The 23,242-nt window shown below is 42.8% G+C and carries 22 protein-coding genes; 15 read left to right on the forward strand and 7 right to left on the reverse strand.

What is annotated here, in order from left to right; translation table 11 throughout:
- The first annotated feature begins 133 nt into the window (after positions 1–133).
- Genes Q5H80_RS06915 through Q5H80_RS06930 form a run of 4 tightly spaced genes read left to right on the forward strand, consistent with a single transcriptional unit; the run spans position 134 to position 3,941 of the window.
- Positions 134–832: an ABC transporter permease gene (locus Q5H80_RS06915; RefSeq protein ID WP_009846742.1), complete on the forward strand. Its 699-nt coding sequence runs from the start codon at positions 134–136 to the stop codon at positions 830–832.
- Between the two features lie 10 nt (positions 833–842).
- Positions 843–1,562, forward strand: a complete 720-nt coding sequence (locus tag Q5H80_RS06920; RefSeq protein WP_304569352.1) for an energy-coupling factor ABC transporter ATP-binding protein — start codon at positions 843–845, stop codon at positions 1,560–1,562.
- Positions 1,540–2,124, forward strand: a complete 585-nt coding sequence (mobA, locus tag Q5H80_RS06925; protein ID WP_304569353.1) for a molybdenum cofactor guanylyltransferase MobA — start codon at positions 1,540–1,542, stop codon at positions 2,122–2,124. The genes Q5H80_RS06920 and mobA overlap by 23 nt, the downstream gene beginning before the upstream one ends.
- Positions 2,124–3,941 (forward strand): bifunctional molybdopterin-guanine dinucleotide biosynthesis adaptor protein MobB/molybdopterin molybdotransferase MoeA, encoded by a 1,818-nt coding sequence (locus Q5H80_RS06930; protein ID WP_304569354.1) that lies wholly within the window; start codon positions 2,124–2,126, stop codon positions 3,939–3,941. Before mobA ends, Q5H80_RS06930 begins: the two co-directional genes overlap by 1 nt.
- A 124-nt stretch (positions 3,942–4,065) precedes the next feature.
- On the opposite strand, the gene Q5H80_RS06935 is transcribed toward Q5H80_RS06930, so the two are convergent.
- Positions 4,066–6,216, reverse strand: a complete 2,151-nt coding sequence (locus tag Q5H80_RS06935) for a GGDEF domain-containing protein (RefSeq protein WP_304569355.1) — start codon at positions 6,214–6,216, stop codon at positions 4,066–4,068.
- A gap of 171 nt (positions 6,217–6,387) precedes the next feature.
- Between Q5H80_RS06935 and Q5H80_RS06940 the strand changes: the two genes are divergently transcribed.
- Entirely contained in the window at positions 6,388–6,654 is a 267-nt protein-coding gene (locus Q5H80_RS06940; protein ID WP_004733780.1) for a DUF2960 family protein, read from the forward strand.
- A 173-nt stretch (positions 6,655–6,827) separates the two neighbouring features.
- Here Q5H80_RS06940 and nagK read toward each other — a convergent pair whose 3' ends face one another.
- Both nagK and Q5H80_RS06950 read right to left on the reverse strand, forming a co-directional pair.
- Positions 6,828–7,736, reverse strand: coding sequence for an N-acetylglucosamine kinase (gene nagK / locus Q5H80_RS06945; protein WP_135385034.1), 909 nt, complete (start codon positions 7,734–7,736; stop codon positions 6,828–6,830).
- A gap of 163 nt (positions 7,737–7,899) precedes the next feature.
- Positions 7,900–8,646: a tRNA-uridine aminocarboxypropyltransferase gene (locus Q5H80_RS06950; protein ID WP_304563862.1), complete on the reverse strand. Its 747-nt coding sequence runs from the start codon at positions 8,644–8,646 to the stop codon at positions 7,900–7,902.
- 68 nt (positions 8,647–8,714) lie between these two features.
- Between Q5H80_RS06950 and Q5H80_RS06955 the strand changes: the two genes are divergently transcribed.
- Positions 8,715–9,518, forward strand: a complete 804-nt coding sequence (locus Q5H80_RS06955) for a sterol desaturase family protein (RefSeq protein ID WP_304563863.1) — start codon at positions 8,715–8,717, stop codon at positions 9,516–9,518.
- A 203-nt stretch (positions 9,519–9,721) separates the two neighbouring features.
- Here Q5H80_RS06955 and Q5H80_RS06960 read toward each other — a convergent pair whose 3' ends face one another.
- On the reverse strand, positions 9,722–11,767 hold the full coding sequence (locus Q5H80_RS06960) for a methyl-accepting chemotaxis protein (RefSeq protein WP_304563864.1): 2,046 nt from the start codon (positions 11,765–11,767) through the stop codon (positions 9,722–9,724).
- Positions 11,768–11,871: 104 nt separating this feature from the next.
- On the opposite strand from Q5H80_RS06960, the gene Q5H80_RS06965 reads away from it, so the two are divergent.
- The gene (locus Q5H80_RS06965; RefSeq protein ID WP_304563865.1) at positions 11,872–12,357 is read left to right on the forward strand and encodes a C40 family peptidase; all 486 of its coding nucleotides are present in this window, start codon (positions 11,872–11,874) and stop codon (positions 12,355–12,357) included.
- Between the two features lie 91 nt (positions 12,358–12,448).
- Here the strand turns inward: Q5H80_RS06965 and Q5H80_RS06970 are convergent, their stop codons facing one another.
- Positions 12,449–12,793, reverse strand: coding sequence for a DUF3802 family protein (locus Q5H80_RS06970; protein ID WP_009846752.1), 345 nt, complete (start codon positions 12,791–12,793; stop codon positions 12,449–12,451).
- Positions 12,794–13,247: 454 nt separating this feature from the next.
- Between Q5H80_RS06970 and Q5H80_RS06975 the strand changes: the two genes are divergently transcribed.
- Positions 13,248–14,114 carry a fructosamine kinase family protein gene (locus Q5H80_RS06975; protein ID WP_304563866.1) on the forward strand — a complete coding sequence of 289 codons (867 nt, stop codon included), beginning with the start codon at positions 13,248–13,250 and terminating at the stop codon, positions 14,112–14,114.
- Between the two features lie 116 nt (positions 14,115–14,230).
- Entirely contained in the window at positions 14,231–14,434 is a 204-nt protein-coding gene (locus tag Q5H80_RS06980; protein WP_012603956.1) for a CPXCG motif-containing cysteine-rich protein, read from the forward strand.
- Between the two features lie 167 nt (positions 14,435–14,601).
- On the opposite strand, the gene Q5H80_RS06985 is transcribed toward Q5H80_RS06980, so the two are convergent.
- On the reverse strand, positions 14,602–15,213 hold the full coding sequence (locus Q5H80_RS06985) for a riboflavin synthase subunit alpha (RefSeq protein WP_304563868.1): 612 nt from the start codon (positions 15,211–15,213) through the stop codon (positions 14,602–14,604).
- A gap of 428 nt (positions 15,214–15,641) precedes the next feature.
- On the opposite strand from Q5H80_RS06985, the gene Q5H80_RS06990 reads away from it, so the two are divergent.
- Complete coding sequence (locus Q5H80_RS06990; protein ID WP_304563869.1) at positions 15,642–17,012, forward strand: MATE family efflux transporter; 1,371 nt, start codon at positions 15,642–15,644, stop codon at positions 17,010–17,012.
- Between the two features lie 169 nt (positions 17,013–17,181).
- On the opposite strand, the gene Q5H80_RS06995 is transcribed toward Q5H80_RS06990, so the two are convergent.
- A complete protein-coding gene (locus tag Q5H80_RS06995) occupies positions 17,182–18,024 on the reverse strand; it encodes a DNA ligase (RefSeq protein ID WP_304569390.1) in 843 nt (280 codons plus the stop codon).
- Positions 18,025–18,334: 310 nt separating this feature from the next.
- Between Q5H80_RS06995 and Q5H80_RS07000 the strand changes: the two genes are divergently transcribed.
- From Q5H80_RS07000 to Q5H80_RS07020, 5 genes are all read left to right on the forward strand, one after another.
- The gene (locus Q5H80_RS07000) at positions 18,335–18,664 is read left to right on the forward strand and encodes an STAS domain-containing protein (RefSeq protein ID WP_304563871.1); all 330 of its coding nucleotides are present in this window, start codon (positions 18,335–18,337) and stop codon (positions 18,662–18,664) included.
- A gap of 64 nt (positions 18,665–18,728) precedes the next feature.
- Complete coding sequence (locus Q5H80_RS07005; protein WP_304563872.1) at positions 18,729–19,565, forward strand: OmpA family protein; 837 nt, start codon at positions 18,729–18,731, stop codon at positions 19,563–19,565.
- Positions 19,562–21,661: an SLBB domain-containing protein gene (locus Q5H80_RS07010; RefSeq protein WP_304563873.1), complete on the forward strand. Its 2,100-nt coding sequence runs from the start codon at positions 19,562–19,564 to the stop codon at positions 21,659–21,661. The genes Q5H80_RS07005 and Q5H80_RS07010 overlap by 4 nt, the downstream gene beginning before the upstream one ends.
- On the forward strand, positions 21,661–22,350 hold the full coding sequence (locus tag Q5H80_RS07015; protein WP_304563874.1) for a chromosome partitioning protein ParA: 690 nt from the start codon (positions 21,661–21,663) through the stop codon (positions 22,348–22,350). The genes Q5H80_RS07010 and Q5H80_RS07015 overlap by 1 nt, the downstream gene beginning before the upstream one ends.
- Before the next feature lie 46 nt (positions 22,351–22,396).
- Positions 22,397–23,224 carry a phosphate/phosphite/phosphonate ABC transporter substrate-binding protein gene (locus Q5H80_RS07020; protein ID WP_304563875.1) on the forward strand — a complete coding sequence of 276 codons (828 nt, stop codon included), beginning with the start codon at positions 22,397–22,399 and terminating at the stop codon, positions 23,222–23,224.
- Positions 23,225–23,242 lie beyond the last annotated feature (18 nt).

Below are 23,242 nucleotides of genomic sequence, written 5' to 3' on the forward strand. Positions count from 1 at the left end.
ATTCACGCTTAGAAACAGCATTCACGCTTAAAAACAATAGCTGGCCAATACATACTTAAACCTAGTGTGTCAGCTATGATTAACATCAGTCATTACTGATAAAAACCTATTATCGATTCAAACGAGATACTTCATGACCCTATGGCAAACAACGATTGATGCAATGAATCTACTGGTGAGTTTTGACCACGAATTGTGGCAAATCGTCGCGGTATCCTTCAGCGTATCTTTGTCCGCCATCTCATTAGTGATTGTTCCTGCAATCCTTATGGCTTTCTTATTGGCTTACACCGAATTCCCCGGTAAATGGGCGCTGCTTTCGGTGATCAACACCTTACAAGCGATACCGACCGTGGTAATTGGCTTGTTGATGTACATGATGCTCTCTCGTTCTGGTCCTTTAGGTGACTGGCAATTACTGTTCACGCAAAAGGCGATGATTCTAGGTCAGATGCTGATCTGTTTCCCTATCCTAGTTGCGATGATGCATGGCGCTCTGCAGGCCAGTGACCGCCGAGCAGTAGAAACAGCGCGCACTCTTGGCGTATCAACAACACGAGTCGCGTGTACCTTGATTTGGGAAACACGTTTTCCTCTATTGGCTGCAACCATTGCTGCCTTCTCTCGTATCGTGACTGAAGTAGGTTGTTCAATGATGGTGGGGGGCAACATTATGGGGATGACAAGAAACATCCCAACAGCTATCGCCATGGAAAGCCACAAAGGCGCATTCGCTCAAGGCGTCGCCCTCGGTATGGTGTTATTAGCATTGGCATTAGCCCTTAACTTTTTCCTTTCCAGTGTGAGAGGAAAAGGCTATTTAAGAACTTAGGAACGCTGTCATGAGTATAAAAATAACAACGCAGCAAATTTCAATGCGCTACAAAGAGCGTGTTTTGTTCCACATTCCCGAATTGTCGATCGGCCCCAACGATGCCATTTATCTCAAAGGAGACAATGGTGTTGGTAAAACGACCCTACTTAAAATCTTGTCTGGATTAATTCAGCCGAGCTCTGGCCGTATTCAGTCTCCAACGCAGAGCTGGCACCAGAAGTTATTCCCTCGACTCAAGTTCAAAGACATCATCTACCTGCATCAAACCCCCTATCTTTTTGATGGCTCGGTGTACCAAAATGTCGCTTATGGGATTCGCTTTAACAAAGAGAGCCAAAAAGATAAGCGAGCTCAAATAATTAATGCGTTGAGAATGGTAGGTTTAGAAACCTTGGCAGACGAGCACATTTCTGTGTTGTCTGGTGGTGAGCGTCAACGCGTAGCAATGGCTCGTGCATGGATCCTTAAGCCTTCAATCTTGCTTATGGATGAACCAAGTGCTTCTTTAGACAAAGAATCTATTGAAAGATTGGTGATTATGGCCGAAGATCTTCTCCAGAGAGGCGCGAGTTTAGTCATCACCAGTCACCAAACTAACGCGTTAACCGATTTATGTAAGAAGCAGTGGTGGATCAAAGACAATACTTTGACCGAATCGCCGCTTCTGCAAGTTATTCAGAAAGATAAAGCACAAGAGAATATTTATGCTGCTTCCAACGCAAACTAGTTGGGTTATTCTGGCTGGCGGACAAGCCAGCCGTATGGGCGGAAAAGATAAAGGACTCGTTGAGCTCAACGGTTCTCCGCTTATTCAATACGTTATAAAGAAGCTGTCACAACAAGATGTCAGCATCACTATCAATGCCAACCGTAACTTAGACAGTTACCAAGCATTTGCACCGGTTGTTTCCGATTCTTTCCCTGACTATCCAGGTCCATTGGGCGGCATTCATGCCGGCCTTAAAAACGCGAGCACAGATTGGGTCGGCTTTGTTCCTTGTGACAGCCCACAAATTAGTGACGACCTTGTTGAACGTTTTTGTTCTGCGGTAAAAGAAGACAGCGACATTCTTGTCGCGCATGATGGCGAATTTAAGCAACCAGTATTCACCCTATTCCACAAACGTGTTCTGCCAAAGCTAGAAGCGTTTTTGGAACGTGGTGATCGTAAAATCATCTTGCTATACAAAGAGTGTGTCACGGAATATGTCGATTTTAGCGATTCTCCTAACTGCTTTGTGAATCTAAACACGCCAGAAGAACTCACCCAATTCGGAACGCTTCAATAATGAATGATTCTAAACAACGCCCTAACCTTCCTCTATTGGGTTTTGCTGCTTACAGTGGCACAGGCAAAACAACCGTATTAGAAGCTCTGCTTCCTTTATTGACTGAGTCGGGTTTAAAAGTTGGTGTGCTAAAACATGCTCACCACGATTTTGATGTCGATAAGCCGGGTAAAGACAGCTACCGTTTACGTAAAGCGGGCGCAAATCAAATGCTGATAGCTTCTCGCAACCGTCATGTGATGATGACTGAGACTCCAGAAGCGGAAGCCGATTTTGATTACCTGTTGACTCGCTTTGATACCAACACACTTGATCTGATTTTGGTTGAAGGCTGTAAGAATATTGCTTTCCCTAAAATCGAGCTTCACCGTGATGAAGTGGGTAAACCTTGGTTGTACCAAAACGATGACAACATCATTGCTATTGCTGCTGATAGCCACGTTGAATCTGACTTGCCTCAAATGGCGATCAACGACTTAGAAGCGATTCGTGATTTCATCATCGATTACGCGCAGTCCTTTGACCTTTCCTCAACAACAGGCAAAGCAGCGTCATGCTCATCTTCAAAAGACGCAGCGCCCGCGGTGTGTTGTGATTCGTTCTCTCCTGCAGGTTTAACCGTAACTCAGGGCCAACAAAAGATTGTTGATAGCATTGACGCGCTTGATCTCACAGAGAGTGTTGAGTTACTGCAAGGCTACGGTCGTGTGTTGGCTGAAGATGTGGTCTCGCCAATCAACGTCCCACAGAATACTAATTCTGCCATGGATGGCTACGCGATTCGTGGTGAAGACCTTGAATTGGATAGCTACCACATTGTTGCTGAAGTTATGGCTGGTCACAGCTACGACAAAACCGTTCAACAAGGTGAAGCTGTTAAGATCATGACGGGTGCACCAATGCCTGATGGCGTTGATGTTGTTGTGATGCGTGAGCAAGCCGTGCACGATGGCGATAAAGTTAGCTTCCCAGATGCGAAAATCTCAATTGGACAAAATGTCCGTATGGCCGGTGAAGATTTAGAAATCGGCCAGCCTGTCTTTACACGTGGTACGCGAATCGAAGCACCAGAAATGGGTATGATGGCATCACTGGGTTTCGGTACCTGCCCTGTTCTACGTAAAGTGAAAGTGGGCGTATTCTCGACGGGTGATGAAGTTCAAGCGCCGGGGAGTGAGCAAAAGCCAAACTCTATCTACGACTCGAACCGTTTTACTATTATCGGTATGCTTCAAAAGCTGGGTTGTGACATCGTAGATTACGGCATCATTGAAGATGATGAGCAGAAGATGATGGATGTCCTGCATTCAGCCTCCCTTGAAACGGATATGGTCCTGACTTCTGGTGGCGTGTCTGTCGGTGATGCGGATTACATCAAGCTTGCGTTAGATAAGTTGGGGGAAATCAATTTCTGGCGTATCAACATGCGCCCAGGTCGCCCATTGGCTTACGGTAAAATTGAAAACAAACCTTTCTTCGGTTTACCTGGCAACCCAGTAGCCGTAATGGTGTCGTTCATTAACTTTGTTGAGCCTGCGATCCGCAAGTTGCAAGGCCAAACCAACTGGACACCTGTTAAAGCGAATGCGGTAGCGACTGAACAACTGCGCTCACGTCAAGGCCGCACTGAGTTCAGCCGTGGTGTGTTTTCAATGAACGAATCAGGCGTACTTGAAGTGAAAACAACTGGCAAGCAAGGTTCAGGTATTCTGCGTTCAATGAGCGAAGCGAACTGCCTAATCGAGATTTCACCAGCGGTAGACACTGTAAAAGCCGGTGAAATGGTAACTATTATTCCTTTGCAGGGTCGAGTTTAAAGTAGTGCTTTAGTACGTCTTAAATTATTGAGGCTATCTAAATAAACAAAGCCCTTGATATCGATATCAAGGGCTTTGTTTTTATGAGTTACAGCGAGGGGCTTGCTCTCCTTATCAAGGCAATCTAAACAAGCTCAACTTTCAGCAATCTGCAATCGCTAAGATTATAGTTATTACGACCATCTTCTTTAATTTGATAAAGCTGTTTGTCTGCGATATCACAAATCATTTTAAAATTTCTATCCACATTGTCACTACCTAAGTCGACATTAACCCCACCAATAGAGAGTGTTAATTGTTCCGAATAGATAGCTTTAGGGTTTGCTAATTTGACTTCAGATAGCATCTTTCTCAGAGTAACAATTTTACTTTCGATATCGCCACTGCTCTGTCCGAAACAAATCGCCATGAACTCATCCCCCCCATATCTGAATAGATAGTCATTCTTGGTTGTGAATGTTTTTTTAAGTAAGCAACTGATAGTACGAAGCGCTTCGTCGCCCTCTAAATGCCCATGAAAATCGTTATAAGCTTTATACTCGTCAACATCGATCATAAGGACCGCTAGAGATTGTTTTTGATAGTAAGCGTTATGTATTAAGACTGGCGTGATGTTATCTAATTGATATCTGTTAGCTAGACCTGTTAGTGGGTCAGTAGTGCTCAATATTTCGAGTGTTTGATTCGCACTTTCTAAACGCTGTCGTTGCTTTTGATTTTCTAGCGACACGGCAATAAAGCTAGCTAAATGTTCTATAAGCTGACAATGGTGTTCCTGATATTGGTTTGGTAAATGATGCTGTACTGACAGAAAACCGATTAATTTTTCATTAAGAATGATTGGCGTTAAAATCATTGAGTTAGTATCAAGCTCGCCACGAAACGTAACGAAATTATCGTCTTGTAGTGTGTTTTTACCTATATAGGGTTCTAGAGCGGCATCTGTCGCGCTATTAAAATGAACGGTAGCTCGCTTGCGAATAACATAAGTACCAATGGTTTGGTTCTCTTGGCAAACTACTTTTAGGTTCGATATTAATCCTTGAGTATCAACAAAATAACGGTAGTCGAGTATGTCTGATTTATCGTCATACATAGCAATCCCAAACTCAGATGTTGGTAGAATCATATTTATCTTACGGAGTATCTCAGGCAGTACGCTATCTAAATCTGCAGCGGTTGCTATGAATTGACCAATATCGGTGAGCGCACCCATATATTTTTGCATTTGAGTCAGAACGTCGTTTTGTTTCTTACTCTGGAGAGTATCTACGCCTTCAAGAATACGATCGCTTTGTGCGCGCTCGTAATTTCTCATCTGTTTTTCTAAAAGCTCCACATGCTGAGTTTGAAGTGCCGCTAAACCAGACCAATCTTCTTCATCTCGAAAGAGCTTCGCCTTAGTTTGGGCATAGATAGCATAAGAACGGTAACAACTCTTGAGATCAAAATTCTGTTCAAGAAAAGCGCACCCTATTTGGGCTTGTTCTCGCTCTCCAATCTGTTCTAAGAATTGAAACCAGTAAACCAAATTTTCTTTTCGATTATGCTCATCTCTCGATTTTTTGAAGTGCTCTTCTGCCTGATAAAATGCATCTAATACGTCACTATCATCAAAGCCTCCCCACAAGAGCATCGTTTGCCCTAGGTAACTATGACAAAGTGCTATCGTCCTGTGACTAGAAAGCGAGGCCCCTATTCTTTTAGCTTCCATAATGGCACTAACCGCTTGCTCAAACTCATTTGTATGTGCACAGCTATAGGCTAGGTTTAAATGGCTAACAGCACAATCTAAGAGGCGATTAGCATTTTGAGATGAAATAATGGCTTTACGAGCATATTGCTTTGCTTGTTCGTATTTTTCTAAGCTTAAGTGCAGGTCGCTTAGATTACAGAATATAAGTGACCTAAAATTGTCGTCTACGAGGTGTAAGTTTTCCAGTGTCTTTGAATAACATGCATACGCGAATTGGTAATCGCCTTGAACGTTATGGGCTGAGGCAAGCAAACCGTTTACAAAAACATAAAGTTGAATTTCTTCAGGCGCAATGACATTTAGGCAGGCTTTATAATGTTCAGCGGCGTCAGGTATATTATCGTGGCGATAGCTTGTTAAACCTTTAAGGAAAAGTGCAATAGACTCTGGGAGCTGTGTATCGTGAGCTTCGCATAAACTCGTAATTCTATCTTCTACTTCTTTCAATCCTTTGATTCCAGGGAAGTTCTGGATTCGCGTGATAATTCCCATAATCTGTGGGTAAAGCGTATTGCTCATAAGTTCCGTTTAGGTCAGCCATTTTCAAAAATAACGAATAGTATACCACAAAATGCTTATTACGCGTTCCATTCATGAAGCTAATAAGTGGTAATTTCCTATCATTATCTTGAGCGGCGTACTGTTTTTATGTAGAGTGCGCGCAAAGTAATAATTATATTGGAGAGCACCATGGCTCGTACCATTCTGTACACTTATAAAGATGAAGACAAAGAGTTACTGTTTTCGAAACAAGAACACCGCACGATTCAAGAAGCTGTAGCGGCCGCTGAAGGTATCGACATCACTGAGTATCTAAAGACTGAGCAGCAGCTTGAGTTCATTTCTGATACTAAAGCGGTTCGTAACTACCAAGACAACTATTTCCGTAAGCTTGGTTTTACTAAGCTTACGTTGAAGCAAAAAGACAACCTTGGTGTTGGTAAAAAGAAGAAGTAAGCCCTCAGGCTCTTTTTCTTGATATGTAGCTTTTCGTTTTGAGGTTAGTAGTTAAGAGTTAAAAAACGAACACACTGAACAATAAAAAATGCCGCAACCTCTTTCGAGATTGCGGCATTTTTATTTGTTCTTTTTAACTATCTAACCTTAGCTAGCTTAACGTTAAGTTTCGATTACTTAATGTTAAGGAATGCAGCGCCACGAACACCGCCTGAATCACCGTGTTTCGCTTTGATGATCTTAGGACACTTCGCTACAGACAGCAGGTACTTCGGTATGCGTTTAGGCATTTCTTCGTAGATAAGTTCGAAGTTTGAAAGACCGCCACCCAGTGCAACAACATGTGGGTCAAGACCCGTAAACAGGTTTGCAAAACAGATAGCCAATAGTTCCATGAAGCGATCTACGTGCTCAGCGGCTTTTGCTTCACCTTCGTTGTATGCTTGAATGATCTCGATCGCTTTCTTCTTCTCACCGAAGTAGTGCTCGTAAATCAGTTCGAAGCCGCGACCCGATAAGTAACTGTCTAAACAACCTTTCTTGCCACAACCACAACCCAGTAGCGGTGCGTTATCGCCAAGGTGGAACCATGCATCTAGAGGGAGACGCATGTGACCTAATTCACCAGCAACGTGGTTACGACCAGAGAACACTTTACCTTCGTAAACCAAACCACCACCGAAGCCAGTACCTAGAATTAGGCCTGCTACTGATGGTTCGTCTTTAAGTTCATCATCCCACGCTTCTGAAAGCGCAAAACAGTTTGCGTCGTTTTCAATTTTTACACTACGACCAATAAGCGCTTCTAGATCTTTACGTAGTGGTTTCCCCGTTGAAGCTGGTACGTTAACAACCAGCATTGTGCCGTCGTCAGCATCTTCCATTCCAGGAAGGCCAAGACCAATTTTGCCTTCGCAAGAAAATTCGTTGTCATACTTCTTTACCAAACCGGCAATTGTATCAAGTAGCAGTTGATAGTCTTCAGTGGGCGTTGGTACGCGTTCTGTCGCCACTCGCTCAAGTTTTTCATTGAACGCACCAAACTCAATCTTTGTGCCGCCAACATCGAAGCCGTAATACATGAAATCTCTCCAATTTTTCCCTAAATTAGGGCAAATAATTTTTTGTAAATAAACAACTAAAGAGCATTATCCATAACACTCCCCCTACAAACCGTGATAGATGACAAACTTATCCCGTGTTTGAGTTTGTTTGAACAACAAGTCAGCACAAAGCGGTTAAAGGTTAGAGTGACTTCTCACTTTTAGTATGCTCTATGAAAGCATTCAGGCTCGGTTTAGTTGGATCTGACTTATAACGTGTCTTACTTAACATGTAACTTTCCCGAAATGTCTCAAACCATAGCTGTAAAGTCTTGGCACCCAGCTCTTCACCTGCTTGCTTAAGAACTAAGCTCGCCACTTCTGCTGTAGAAAGGTGTTGTTCGTTGTCTGACTTTCGCATCATGTACTGAGAAACTGATTCAGGTTCAATCGACAACACAGGTAAATCTTGCAAATACTCTGAACGACGAAAAATTCGACGAGCCTCGCGCCAGCTACCATCAATAAAGATCAGCAATAGTGTTTTGTTTGGGTCACGCATTTGTGGCAGATCTTGAACCATGCGCGTTTTGTCGTCGGTATAGTCTTCAGGGAATACGATCACAGGTTGGTATTTGTCATCTTTTAAGACATCCAACATTTCCTGATTAGGCTCTGTGCGATGCCATAGGTAAGCGTAACTGTCTTTTACTGTATCGAGAATCAATCGACCTGTATTACTTGGTTTCAATATTTCGTTATCTGACAAGATCAACATGGTAGCGACGTTCGTACATACGTCCGGTTGATGTTCACAGATACAGCTGTCTTGTTTTATTTTACAGAACTCACATCGCACTACTTTACAACCGCGCGCATTAAACGGCTTAGTAGCAATGGATAAACGATGTTGATATAAACGGTGAAAAGCGTGGATTCTCATGGACAATAACGATAAATCTAGAAAAGTGGCTCGATTGTACTTACAGTGTCCTTAGAATGATAGAAGGAATACCCATGCAAGACCCATCCCTGCTCCGCCTTGTTTGTTTTATTGTCGTTTTTGGATTGTGTGCGCTTTGGGAGTATCGCTTTCCCCGTAAAACACTGACTCAAAGCAAATGGTTTCGTTGGGGTAATAACTTTGCGTTGGTTGCTTTGAACAGTTTTATATTAGCCACTCTAATTCCAATCGCAGCATTTCAAGCGGCGGTTATCGCACAAGAAAACCAATGGGGTCTATTCAATACCCTGTCACTTCCTAGAGAACTCGCCATTCTCATCTGTGTTTTACTGTTAGATTGCGCTATTTACCTTCAGCACTTGGTGTTTCACCGTGTTTCATGGCTATGGAAGTTACATCGAGTTCACCATGCGGACCTAGATATCGATGTCACAACCGGAACGCGCTTTCACCCTATTGAGATGATTCTTTCAATGATCATCAAAGTGAGTTTGGTAATCGCACTTGGTGTCCCTGTCATCGCTGTTGTCATCTTTGAAGTTGTTCTTAATGCGAGTGCGATGTTTAACCACAGCAATGCGCGTCTACCGCTGTGGATTGATAAGCGGTTGAGAAAAGTGATTGTGACACCGGACATGCACCGCGTTCATCACTCGGTCATTGTGAAAGAAACCCATTCAAACTTTGGTTTCTTTTTATCTGTGTGGGACATCTGGTTTAAGACTTACCGCGCTCAGCCAAAGCTTGGTCACGATAACGTTCAGATTGGTGTTCCAGAGATTCAAGATGGTAAAGAACAACGGTTAGATTTGATGTTACGTCAGCCATTTGCACGATTCCCTGCAACGAAAGACTAGGTTCTAATGCACCTGAGTCTCAAGCTTGTATTGAGTTCAAACTTATCTTAATAACAAGATAAGCTTAATAACAAACTAGCTTAATACCCAAGCAAAACGCCCTTAGATTCTGTGAAAATTTAAGGGCGTTTCTGTATTAATAGGAATTTAAGCGTAGCTAGTGCTTCAACTCTTGCTCTCTCTAGCTTAATTCTCACGCTCGTTTATTTCAACACGTACTTATGAAGCATAGCTTGTTGGTGTCCTGCTATCTCGGCCACCTGTTCTGAACTCTCAATCATGGATTCAAGTTGTAACTTCGTACTTTCACCTTGTTCAGAAACACGTGTGATTGAATGTGTTACATCCACCGTTGCACGTGCCTGTTGCTCAGTCGCCACCATGATTTGTTCAACACGTCCTTTAATCTGGCTAACCGCTACCTCGATTTTTTCAAACGCTTGTTTCACATCTCCACTGGTGTCCAGTGCATTCGCCATTTCGTTTCTCGACTCTGTTACAGACGCCCGCGAGCGATCCGCTGCTGCCACTAATTCATTCATCATATTTCGAATATTAGTCGTTTGCTGAGAAGTATCGCTGGCTAGCTTTCTGACTTCATCGGCGACTACTGCAAAGCCTCGGCCTTGCTCTCCTGCTCGAGCTGCTTCTATTGCTGCATTCAATGCGAGTAAGTTAGTGTTGTCAGCAATGCCACTGATCATATCGACCATTTTGCGAATCTGTTTAACACGTCCGTCTAAGTCGGCCATCGATTCTTCATTCATGCTTAGAGAGTGCTCTAGTGCATACAGTCGCTGCTGGTTCAGTCCAACAACTTGACTCCCAGTCACTGACTCATTTTCAGCAAGCTGTGCGTCATCATTCGAGGCGTTAGAAATACGTGCAATTTCACCAATAGATGCTTCAAGCTCTGTAATGGTGGTAATCATGTTCTGCAGTGATTCATTTTGCTCGTGTAAGCTTGAGTTAGTTTGCTCTGCGGCATCGTGACTGACTTCCGCTGTTTGATAAAGCGTTTCACAGTTTCGTGTTACCAAGCCCATCGAATCAGCGGTTGAGTCGACAACAGAATTAAGTTTTGATGCGATAACTTGCAATTCCAATGGGCCAACTAATTGACTCTGTTTCGAAAAATCGTATTCCGCGAGCAAGCTCATTTGTTGAGTAATGTTTCTGAGTCCTTTGTTCACCCAGCGACGCAATACGAACCATGAAATAGAAATGATGGCCGTTATCACTAATCCACTAATAAATAGTACTTTGTCTATCGTCGCAATTGTCTGATTAACCACAAGCTCGCTTTCATCAATTAAAATGGAAGCGGTGTTCGACAGTTGATTTAAGATACCTATCACGGTGTTGGCTAGATGGATGACTTTAGCTAAGTCGGCTTCTTGTTGCTTAACAAGTTCTAGCTTTTGCAGAATTTGTCTTAATACGCCGTTGTCTGCAAAGCCAGATTTAACCATCTCATAAGGCGCTGTTAAGCTTGCGAACTCTAAGATGTCTGGGTGCCATTCAGAAAAGTCATCATACGCGAGGTTAATGCCTGCAATTCGATTTCGAAGCTCTCTGTATTCGTCTTGCGCTTTTTCTAAGTCTGATTGCATCATCAACATTAGGAAGGTGTTCGCCATTGCAGAAGCACTCGCTGTGAATCGGTTAGCCGCATCGGAAGCCTCTGGGTGGTTCTGAACAAGGAAAGAACTGATACGGTTCATTTCAGGTCCGATGGAACTCACGCCATAGCGAAACTCAGTGACTAGGCTATCGATGAGGTTTTGCTTATTCTGAATTTCGATTTGAGACGACAACACTTGGCTGGTCATCAATTGTAAGGTCGCCATGTTCTCGGTTAAGTTTTGTTTTTGTTCAACGGAAATCGCGTCAGGAAAAGATTGGGATATGAAGAGGAGTTCTTCTAGCGCTTGGTTACTTTCGGCAACTAACACGTCGATCGAGTTGCCTGTTGTGTTAAGCGTATTGAGGTCGGTTGATTGGGTGCTATAAGTAAGAAGTTTTACCTGCTCCAACACGCTTTGTGTCAATTCGGCGTTGTTTAATGCGAGAGGTAATGCTTGTTCTGAAAGTGCTTCAAAATGGCCCCCGACCCGATCGACGCCTCGGAGACTGACCAAAGATAAAAAGATGACGAGTAAAAGAATGGAAATAAATACAGCGGTGACGGTTTGAATGAGCGAGAATGTATAACGTGAAGGTTTTATTGATAAATTTGTGTCGGGCATGTGAAATCCAGTTTGACTACGAAAAAAGATATCCTTAAGTTAGTTCGTATACTAGAAGTCCTTGATGACGTTTATATTTCAGTTTTTTGTCAGAAGAGTTACATATGAAATTCAGAAAAATGGCTGTAGTTACAATAACTTTAGCAACATTGGCTGCTTGTAGCTCGACGCCATCCCCTTCTCAGCTTAGTCAAACCGCACACAAGCCTCTGTCAAAGTTAGAGCAATCAACGACCAATGCGTATATGAATGTGTATGAACAGTGGAAAGGTGTGCCATATCATTTCGGTGGGACATCATTTAGAGGCGTAGATTGCTCTGCTTTCGTTCAAATCGCGGTGCAAACGGCGACCCAGCAAGCACTACCGAGAACCACAAAAGATCAAGTTAAAAAGGGAAAGGAAATAGCGTATGGACAGGCAATAAGTGGCGACTTGGTGTTTTTCAAAACATCGATGACGATACGACACGTCGGTGTATATTTAGGAAACAATCAATTCCTACATGCTTCGACATCGAAAGGTGTCATTATATCGAGATTGGACAACCCTTATTGGGCCTCTAAGTTTTGGCATTTTAGGCGTTTATAGTGATTAAAAGATTAACTGATAACACAGTTACTTTGAAGGTACTATTTAAACGCCTATCGCTGTTTAGCCTAGTAAATGTACTAGAAGTTAATTAGTCGTATTGAGCAACCGCAGTATCAAACAGATTCTTCACTAATGCGATGTATTCATCTAAGAATACAATTTGTTCGTTAGTCGCTTTTTTTGACCATACACCAGCTAACACTTCACCTAAATCAGCCACCACTGAATCCGCTTCTTTCAATAGTTGAAAACGAACGCTTGAATGTAACTCAGGGTTTTGCTCGAAAATAGCCATGATGTTTGTTGATATCATGTCAGTGATGATGTCTTCGACACTTTCATTGCCTGTATCGCCATTACTATTAGTAAAGACATCTAGGTTAAATGATAAGTGTTCGATCAAAGCCAAATAGCCATCGGTTTCTACAACCACAATAAATCTCCGTTTAAGCTCAAGAGCAGATTAATATGTACCTACCTAATACTATGTATATGAGTCTGTTTGTCATCTCTTTATTACTAAAAACTGTATTAAAGTGATCCGAGTTAGCATTTAAGCTTAAATTTCAATCAAAACACCCTAACTTCACCAAACACACCTAAAATATAGTGAAAAATAATCTCAACCTATTTCTACGATTCTATTGTATGAAAATCATCATGCCGTGAGATTAGTTCCAAACTATTTCCTTACATCGTTCTCAATTTCTGTTTTGATTTCAAAGGGCTTGAATCAGTTCGAGTTCACAAATCAGCCAATTGATTCTACATTAGTTGAAGAAGAGCCAAGAACATTGACGAGTGCGTCTATAAATTGCTCAGATTTATCCTAAACTATTGCTATCAAACAAACAGTATTTCTAACCTTCAGTCTTTGAGGATTTCCTATGTGGCAGGCCATTTCTCAACAACTTTCAGATACTCTTCTATTTAACTTCCAGATAACTGAACGTACCAAGGTTTCTGGTGGCGACATTAATGATTGCTATATGATTAGCGATGGTAACGAACGTTACTTTGTAAAAGTGAACCAGCGAGAATTTTTACCTAAGTTTGAAATTGAAGCAGAGAACTTACGCTTGTTAAGAGAAACTTCTACCGTTTATGTTCCTGAGTTGGTACTGATTGGTAAAACCAAAGAATGCTCGTTCATTATCCTTAATTACTTACCGACCAAGCCGCTTGAAACAAGCAATAATAGCTATGACTTTGGCGTTCAACTTGCCCAATTGCATCAATGGGGTGAACAGAAAGAGTTTGGTTATGACCAAGACAATTATATTGGTAGCACCCTTCAGCCCAACCCTTGGCATAAAAAATGGGGGCGTTTTTTCTCAGAGCAACGCATTGGCTTCCAACTGCAGTTGTTAAAAGAAAAAGGCATCGAATTCGGCGATATCGATGACATTGTTGATGTAGTGAATATGCGTCTTGCAGGCCACAACCCTCGCCCTTCTTTGCTTCATGGCGACCTTTGGAACGGTAATGTTGCTAACTCAGCCTTTGGGCCAATCTGTTACGACCCCGCTTGTTATTGGGGGGATCATGAATGTGATGTAGCGCTAACTGAATTGTTTGAAGGGTTTTCAAAAGAGTTTTATGAAGGTTACCAGAGCGTCAATCCACTCGACGTTGGCTATACTGATCGGAAAGACATTTATAATTTGTACCATCTTCTCAACCACTGCAATCAATTTGGCGGCGAGTATTTAGCACAAACTGAGGCGTGTATTCAGAAGATACAGGCCGTTTAATACCAATCACAGCTAGTTACTGCGCTCGATATAAGTTGCAACGTTCGATATCACTATTTATTACGATCCATACAAGCTACTACGATTGGTGCAAGTTACAGTGAGGAGATTTCGCCATGCATAAATACACAGAGAAACATGTTTCTTGCCCCCATTGTGGTCATGCAATTAGCATAACGCTGGATGCTTCTAATGGAAGCCAAGATTTTTATGACGATTGCCCTGCATGTTGCAATGCAATTCATCTGGACATGCAGGTTGATGAATTGAGAGACAGAATCCATCTCTCAATTGATGCAGATGATGAACAAGTCTTCTAACACACTTACTCTCTTGTCGAGTTTGAGCTACACGTCGATTTTGAGGCTAGCCTAGAAAAACACAAATACACAGAAATAGAAAAAGAGCACTTAATGTGCTCTTTTTTAATATCTTCGACTTTTACTTAGTCAACGCTTTTTGGTTAAGTGTTATTGATGAACCACTACTACGACTTCTGGTTCGCTAGTACACGTTCAACAGTATCAACTATCGCTTGTGTTTGAGGATCAAACTCAATATTTACTTGGTCGCCTACTTCGCGGGTGCCAAACAAAGTGCGATTTAGCGTTTCAGGAATCAAGTGAACAGAGAAACGGTTCTCTTCCACTTCACCAATCGTCAATGAACAACCATCAACGCCAATATAACCTTTGCTCAACACATATTTCATTGATTCTTGTGGCAACTCAAACCAAAGCGTGCGGTTGTTTTGAGTCTTGATCACATCTACTAAGTTCGCCATCAACGTAATGTGGCCAGACATACTATGCCCGCCAATTTCATCACCAAATTTTGCTGCTCGCTCAACATTCACTTTATCTCCAACATTCAGTTGGCCTAAGTTCGTCAATCGCAATGTGGCTTGCATCAAATCAAAAGCAATGTGGTTTCCTGAAATTTCCGTTACCGTTAAGCAACAACCGTTATGAGCTACTGAGGCACCAATCGCTAATCCCTCAACCATTTCGTAGCTTAGCTCAATGGTATGAGTCTGAAACAACTCTTTTTTGTTTATAGCAACTAGTGTTGCCATGCCTTGAACGATACCTGTAAACATAAGATTCCTATTTAGCATTCTAGGGCGTGTTGACCTTTCGCGGTTAAATTTTGTTCGAGATAAAAGCGTTTTAATCGCGGCGAGGGGGAAGTAGCCTAGCATCCTAAGCAAATCTCCCTCAACAACTAGAGTAAAACGCTTTTAGCCAAACCCTTCGGGCAGCGTTTGCTGGTCATTTTTACTACGTTATCGGCTTCTCATGTAGGCAAGCTACACATCAAAGCCTCTGTCTTGTATAAATACCCAACAACTCGCTGCAAAAATCAGCTAGAAAGATCAACACGCCCTAATAACAGTTTTTCATAGCAGTTATTGTGACATTTCTTTATGATTCGTCCAGTGGAAGCTTAAGATCATTGCCTCTGATTCCTTCAGAATGTCCTTTCCTACACTATTATTCTAATTTTCCCTCTTATTTGGAGTTGTTTGTGCATCGTTACAAAGAAGAATCCTCGAATCTAATCAAACTTGCGACCCCAGTATTGATCGCATCTGTTGCACAAACTGGAATGGGTTTTGTTGATACCGTAATGGCCGGTGGTGTAAGTGCTATCGATATGGCGGCGGTTTCGATTGCAGCAAGTATCTGGCTACCATCAATCTTATTTGGTGTGGGTCTGTTGATGGCGTTGGTTCCTGTCGTTGCACAACTTCATGGTTCTGGTAGACAAGTAAAAATTCCATTTGAGATTCAACAAGGTGCGTTTTTAGCGCTCGTCATCTCCCTTCCAATCATTGGCGTACTTTTTCAGACACAACTGATATTAGAATGGATGGACATTGAAAAACTCATGGCAGAAAAGACCATCGGCTATATGAATGCGGTAATGTTTGCTGTTCCTGCATTTTTGTTGTTCCAAACATTGAGAAGCTTTACAGATGGTATGTCTTTAACTAAGCCTGCTATGGTGATTGGTTTTATCGGCTTGCTATTAAACATCCCACTAAACTGGATGTTCGTTTACGGAAAACTTGGTGCTCCTGCTCTTGGTGGTGTCGGCTGTGGCGTTGCAACGGCTATTGTATATTGGGTGATGTTCGGATTGCTGTTTGCTTACGTTTTAACATCAAAGCGTTTGGCTAAAATCAATATCTTCGGTACATTCCACAAGCCTCAGATCAAAGCACAAATTCGTTTGTTTAAACTAGGCTTTCCGGTTGCTGCTGCTATCTTCTTCGAGGTGACGCTATTCGCTGTTGTTTCTCTGTTGGTTGCCCCTCTTGGGTCTTTGGTTGTTGCCGCACACCAGGTTGCAATTAACTTCTCGTCACTGATATTTATGATACCAATGAGTATCGGTGCCGCGGTGAGTATTCGTGTTGGCCATAAGCTGGGTGAAAACAATACTGAAGGAGCGAAAATCGCGACACACGTCGGTATTATTGTTGGTTTGATCACCGCCTTAATGACAGCTACATTGACGGTACTATTCAGAGAGCAAGTTTCGCTACTTTACACCGAAAACACGGCGGTAATTACCGTTGCAATGCAACTACTGGTGTTCGCTGCGGTTTATCAATGCACTGACGCAATCCAAGTTATCGCTGCAGGGGCTTTGCGTGGATACAAAGACATGCGTTCGATTTTCAACATTACGTTTGTTGCTTATTGGTTGCTAGGGCTTCCTATCGGCTACATTTTAGGAATGAAAGATTGGATTGTTGAACCTATGGGCGCGCATGGCTTCTGGGTTGGGTTCATTGTCGGTCTAACGTCAGCAGCTATTATGCTAGGTATGCGTCTGTACTGGATGCACAAACAAGACGACGATGTTCAGTTAGAATTTAGCTCTCGCTGAGTTTTAACTCACTCAACCGGTATCCCTGATATTGAACACCAAAAGAGCTCTGATATTCAGGGCTCTTTTTCGTTTAATCTATTAATACTGTTTTATGTGTAGACGTTTTTCTGTGCGGAGACTGTCTTGTCTACGGGGCGATATTTCGCATCAGTCGGCAGTATGTGCCTTAATATTCACTTTTCTCTCTAACGAACCGCGCAAATTTGGGTTTTCCATTTTGAGTAAAGCCATTGTAGCGAAAGGTAATACGGCTGCCGATCTCAGGCGGCGCAAGTCTCATTTGATCACTGAACCCGCTTCCAATATAAAACTCAACTCCTTCTTCCGTGTGAACCAAAATCGAACCCATCATTCCTTTATATTTACCTGTCCCGCCTTTGTAGCCAATAACTGTGGCTTCGGCATCGTGATGCTTTTTGAGCTTTAACACGTCATTGCTTCGACCTGCTTGATAGCGACTGGTGATCTTACGAAGCATCAAACCTTCACCATTATTCTCATCAACGTTATCGAGTTGATGGAACAGAGCTTCTTCATTGTGAATCGGTACATGTTCGATGTAGCTGACATGAGGCTCTCCAATCATGCTTACCCAATGCAAGATGTTGTAATAGCGCTTTTGATAATCACCAGCAGCCCCTGGCATATCAAACAGCATGAAATCTATTTGGCGCCACGCTACGTCACTAGGCGTATGATCGAGGACGGTAGATTGGACTAAGTGGAACTTGCCTCTTCCTGCCCAAAGCTCCCCTTCAAGGTGAACCTTCGGCAAGTTTTCCGTAAACCACTTCGGTGAGTAAATGCGATTCCCATTGCGCGTATAAAGATGTTGTCCGTCCCACAGAGCCCGAATCCCATCGAGCTTCTCACTCTTCCAGTATTCAGAAACATTAATGCCTTGCTGGTATGTGTTGGCCAGCACCAAATGATCAGGAGGTAAATAGGACGAATGAGAAGAAAACGAGCACGCCCATAGAGTTGCTATCGCTAGTTTGGTTAATCTCATCATCTACCCCGTATTAATATCTGTAGTGGTCAACAAATGCCTTTAATCCTAAGCGTTCTGACACATAGGTAGACAACCTTGGATAGAAGGTGCGATCCACACGTCAACCTTATTTACCTTTCTATTTCATTCACGCAATTAGTGACTTATCGGTCTCAAATGTTCAGCCGTTTTTAGTTCTCATATTGAGAATCCCCCTTTCTCAATATGAGATAAAGAACAGAGGGTCAATTAAGCTATTGAAATATAACAACATAAAAGTTGGCACATTCAGTGCACCCATTCATACATACTCAAAGGAGATATCGCTATGGAACTACGTAAGATTGATTTGAATACCACTACACTGACCCTTTCTATCTTAGGTGACTTGGATGCAGCAGGCAGTCGCGATGCACAAACTGACATTGACGATGTCATTTCTAACGATGGCCACCCCGAAATCGAAATTGATTTTAGCCAAGTCGAGTTTTTAGATTCATCTGGTGTTGGTGCGATTGTTTATATGTTCAAACGTCTAACTGAGCGCGAACGCAACATGCGACTTGAAAATGTGACGGGGCAACCGCTTGAAATTATGAACCTGCTACGTATTGGACATGCTATCCCGGTAAATTCAAAAAATCCTACCAATTCATGAAGATCCACTAAGCTAGAAGTAACAAAAAATAATAATAATAAATAAAAAAACATAGGACGTTGGCATGAAAATACTGAAAAACTACATAGCCCTTTCTCTGTCTGCTCTAGTTCTAGGTGGCTGTACTAGCTACCCAGAACAAGGCACAGGGGGGATGGCTGAAAGTTATGATTCGATTAATTACCAAAACTCCGACTTTTCCCCTGTCATGCCAGACGAACCTCTTGGTCCAGAGCATGGATTACGTTTTGATTGGCAGCTAGCGAAATTACATCTTGATGCACTAATTCAAGAAGGTGCTCGCTGGTGCTTCCCTGCAGCGGTTGTCCAAGCGATTGAAAAGCAAAACCGTATCGCTCGAGAACTCCAAGGAGGCCTGCTTCTGGATGCGGCCAACGACCTAGTGATTCAAAGAAAACGCCTAAACGAACTTGAAGTTCAGCTGGATTATGTAACTTCTCAAGCCCGTTGTGAGCCTCCAAAAAATGAAAACCAATTTAGAATGCAATTGATGGTTATCGAACAATTGTACGAGTTACTCAACGTTGACAACCAATTCGCAGAAGATTCTATCGAGGTAAATCCCAAGTACATGGGAAGGCTTGCAGAAGCGACAGCGCTATTGAAAGAACACAAATCTTTGGAGCTCGTTGTTACAGGTCATGCCGATGCAACCGGTACCGAAGAATATAACGATAAGTTGGCACTCGGACGTGCTAAGCAAGTCGAGCGCTACCTTACGATTTTTGGGTTGGGTGCTCAGCGAATCAAAGCCGTTTCTGTTGGTGAAACCGTCCCTCTTTTTGAAGGCGAATCAGACGGTACGCGTTTAACTAACCGCCGAGTCAGCATTGAAGTTATCTCACCTAAAAATGCCGAGAAAATGGGAGGTGGACTATGAAGCCACTGTTCGCTTTTATCATCGCCCTATCGCTATATTTTTCCAGTGCAGTGAATGCAAGTGAAGATTTTTCTGACGCGGTTCAAGTCGGTGATCTTATCCAAGTTAACGTACCAGGAGAAAATACCTTAAACACGGGGTTTCAAGTTGATAAACGAGGTCGTATTACCCTTCCTGAAGTGGGGGCCGTGTTTGTGGCGGGTTATGATAGCAAACAGCTTAACAAAGTCGTTTTAGAGTCACTGGCTACCGCTTATAAAGATCTGTCTAATGCTTCAGTCTACGTCAAAGAACAGCAAATCATCATCTATGTTCAAGGCTATGTAGAGCAACCTGGAGAATACACTCTCGCATTGGGTTCTAGTATTCAGATGGCGCTTTACGCTGCGGGTGGCTTACGTGCAGGTGCGCAATTGGATAAGCTGATTCTTAAGCGGGGTGCTGAGAAGCAAGAGTTTAACTATAAGAAGTTCTTAGATTCAGGTGATGAATCCACACTGCCCGCTTTGCAATCGCTGGATTCGCTATTTGTTCCAGCATCTCCACTTGTCGGTAACATCGAGCAAGAATTCGACGCAGCTAAGCTCGCTAACTCTGGTGACAGTGGCGACTCTCGCAATTCAATTAAAGTGTTTGGTGAAGTAAACGCACCGGGCTCATTCACTTATAAAGAGAACACAGACCTTGTCGACGTACTGATGCGTTCGGGAGGGGTGACTCGTTATGCCAGTGTTGAGCAAATCCGTGTCATTTCCAACAATACCCCAACGCTATTTAACCTTAAACGTTACTTAGATTCGGGGGACAAAAGCCTACTTCCTATCTTACGCCCGGGAGCGACTATTTTCGTACCAAAGCAAGAAGAAGAGATAAAGTCTGGTGCGAATATGGTTTACGTCATGGGTGAAGTTGCTTCTCCAGGCGCCTTTGAGGGTAAAAAAGGTGCGACATTTATGGACATCCTTGCAAATGCAGGCGGCCCAACTCGATTCGCAGAGTCTAGACAAATACGCATACTTAAAGCCGATGGTAGAGTAGTTAAGTTTGATTTAGCTGCATACACAGAAGGCCTACCTAATTCGACCCCTCCTAGCATTAAAGCTGGAGATGCGATTTTCGTTCCAGAGAAAACAGATATGAATGAGAAATCGTGGCTAAAGATCTCTCCAGATAGAGCCGTCAACGTTATTGGTGAAGTTGTTCGACCTGGACGTATTGAATGGTCAGATGAAATGGACTTTATGGGTTTGCTTGCTCATGTTGGGGGGCCAACCCTGCGTGCCGACACCACAAAAATTGAAGTGGTCACAGGCAGAAAGCTCGAGGTTTTCGACTTAGACGAATTTATTAAAAGTGGAGCGCCTCGTGATCAACTGCCGTTCATCCGAGCGGGGTCAATTGTTCGAGTTCATGATTTACCGCAAGACCCTTCCGATAACAAATCACAATGGGTTCGCCAAAGCTCAGACGCCTCTATCTACGTATTTGGTCAAGTTCGTTCTCCCGGTCGTTACAGGTTTACAAAAGACATGCACTTTCTCGATATATTGTCCGCATCAGATGGCCCAACAAAAGACGCGGACATCCACAACATTCGAGTAACGCACAGAAATAAAAGTTACTCCCAGGTAAGCAAATTAAACTTGTCTCTTTATTTTGAAACTGGTGATGAATCCATCTTACCCAACGTAACAGCAGGCGATACTATTTATATCCCAGAGAAGAATAAAAATTGGCTAGATACACCAAAAGAAAGAACAGTTCGGGTGCTTGGTGCCATCAAAAATCCCGGCCGATACGTATTTAACGACAACATGACCATTTTAGACATTCTAGCTGAAGCTTCTGGACCTACTGATAATGCGTATGTGGAGAAAATTACTATTGTGAACATGTCTTGTTGTCAAGGGCAAGCGCGCACATTTGATTTGGTCAAGTTCAGTAAAACGGCCAACATTTACAACCTACCAGTATTACGTGCTGGTGACACGATTTACATCCCAGATCGTCGAGAAAGCTTTTTGGAAAAAGCACGTGTCGGACTTGAAGACATACTTCGTCTAACCACAACGATTGTCTTAATAGGAGCTTTGTAATGACTATTACAGCAATACAAGCAGAAGTAGAACAGCTGTATTTAGCTTCCTCGCTTAACGGCTATGAATCAATATGTGTCACCGCCTGCCATGCAGGTGACGGCGTAACATCTATCGCAGCTGCATTAGCTGAACGTTTCCTTCTTGCCGGACATTCAACGCTTTATGTAGATCTCAACTTATTCAACCCTGCTTTCAAAGATCTGAATATGCTAGAAGACAACCAACCGGGTCGATTGATAGAGCATGTTGAATCTCACCGTATGTTCATTGGTGTCCCTGCTCCACAACTTGCCTCAACACAACTTGCTTATAAAGACCCGACAACGTTACAAAAAGTGGTCAAAAAATGGTTAGAGAATTACGATCGAGTAATCATCGATACTTCACCGTTACTCAATATAAATAAAGGGAACATTCCTGCACAGTCTGTTGCAAGTGCTTGTGACTGCACACTTATGGTTATCGCGTATGGTGAAACTTCTAGCCACCATCTAGAGCAAGCGAAAGAGCTACTTGATGCGCCAAGTATCAACCTAATGGGTTGTGTGATGAACATGAAACACACTCCAAGTTTCGCTAACGAATTAATACGACAAGTAAATAAATTGAAGCTCCTTCCTCGTTCAATACAAGAGAAGATTAACAATTCGATATCTAGAAATGAGTTTCTCAATTTACCTCTATAAGCTTCATTACAAAGTTACGATGTCTCTAATATAAGGAAGAGAATTTATGAAAAATTTAACCTTGTTAACATTGGCTTTGCTGCCGGCATTGGCGCATGCAGAAATCTTCACATTTGGGATTGTTCCTCAGCAATCAGCGAGCAGACTCGCGCAGCAGTGGACCCCAATACTCACGAAAATAAGTCAAGAAACAGGCCACACCATCATCTTTGAAACCGCCAAAGATATCCCTATGTTTGAGCAACGCCTGGCAAATGGGGACTACGACTTTGCGTATATGAACCCATTCCACTTCGTTACTTTCAACAATAGCGTTGGCTATAGTGCAATGGCCAAAGCCAAAGACAAACGCCTAAAAGGTATCATGGTAGTGCGTAAAGATAGCGGTATTACAAGCTTGGAACAGTTAAACAACACCACCCTTGCCTTCCCCGCTCCTGCAGCATTTGCGGCAACGTTACTAACTCAAGCTGGCCTGAAACAAAGAAACATTCATTTTGAACCTAACTATGTCTCTTCACATGACTCGGTATACCTTTCTGTAGCCAAGGGGTTTTATCCGTCTGGTGGCGGTATTATCCGAACCTTCAACGCATTAGACCCAGAAGTTAGAGACCAGCTAACCCCTATCTACACCTCCAAAGGTTTTACTCCTCATGCCATCGCCAACCACCCGAGAGTCGACTCGGAAGTAGTACAAAAAGTTCAAGCCTCTTTTGTTCAATTAGCTCAGAACGAAGAAGGAAAAACGTTACTTTCACCACTAAGAATTAAAGCCTTTGAAACAGCAGTTAACGTCGACTGGGATGATGTTCGAGCACTGAATATTAAACAGAAAGACACCATGCCCATGACCGTAAACAAGGATCAATAATTACGGTAGGTTTGGATA

This window comes from Vibrio sp. SNU_ST1, from assembly GCF_030563405.1.
Lineage (GTDB): Bacteria > Pseudomonadota > Gammaproteobacteria > Enterobacterales > Vibrionaceae > Vibrio.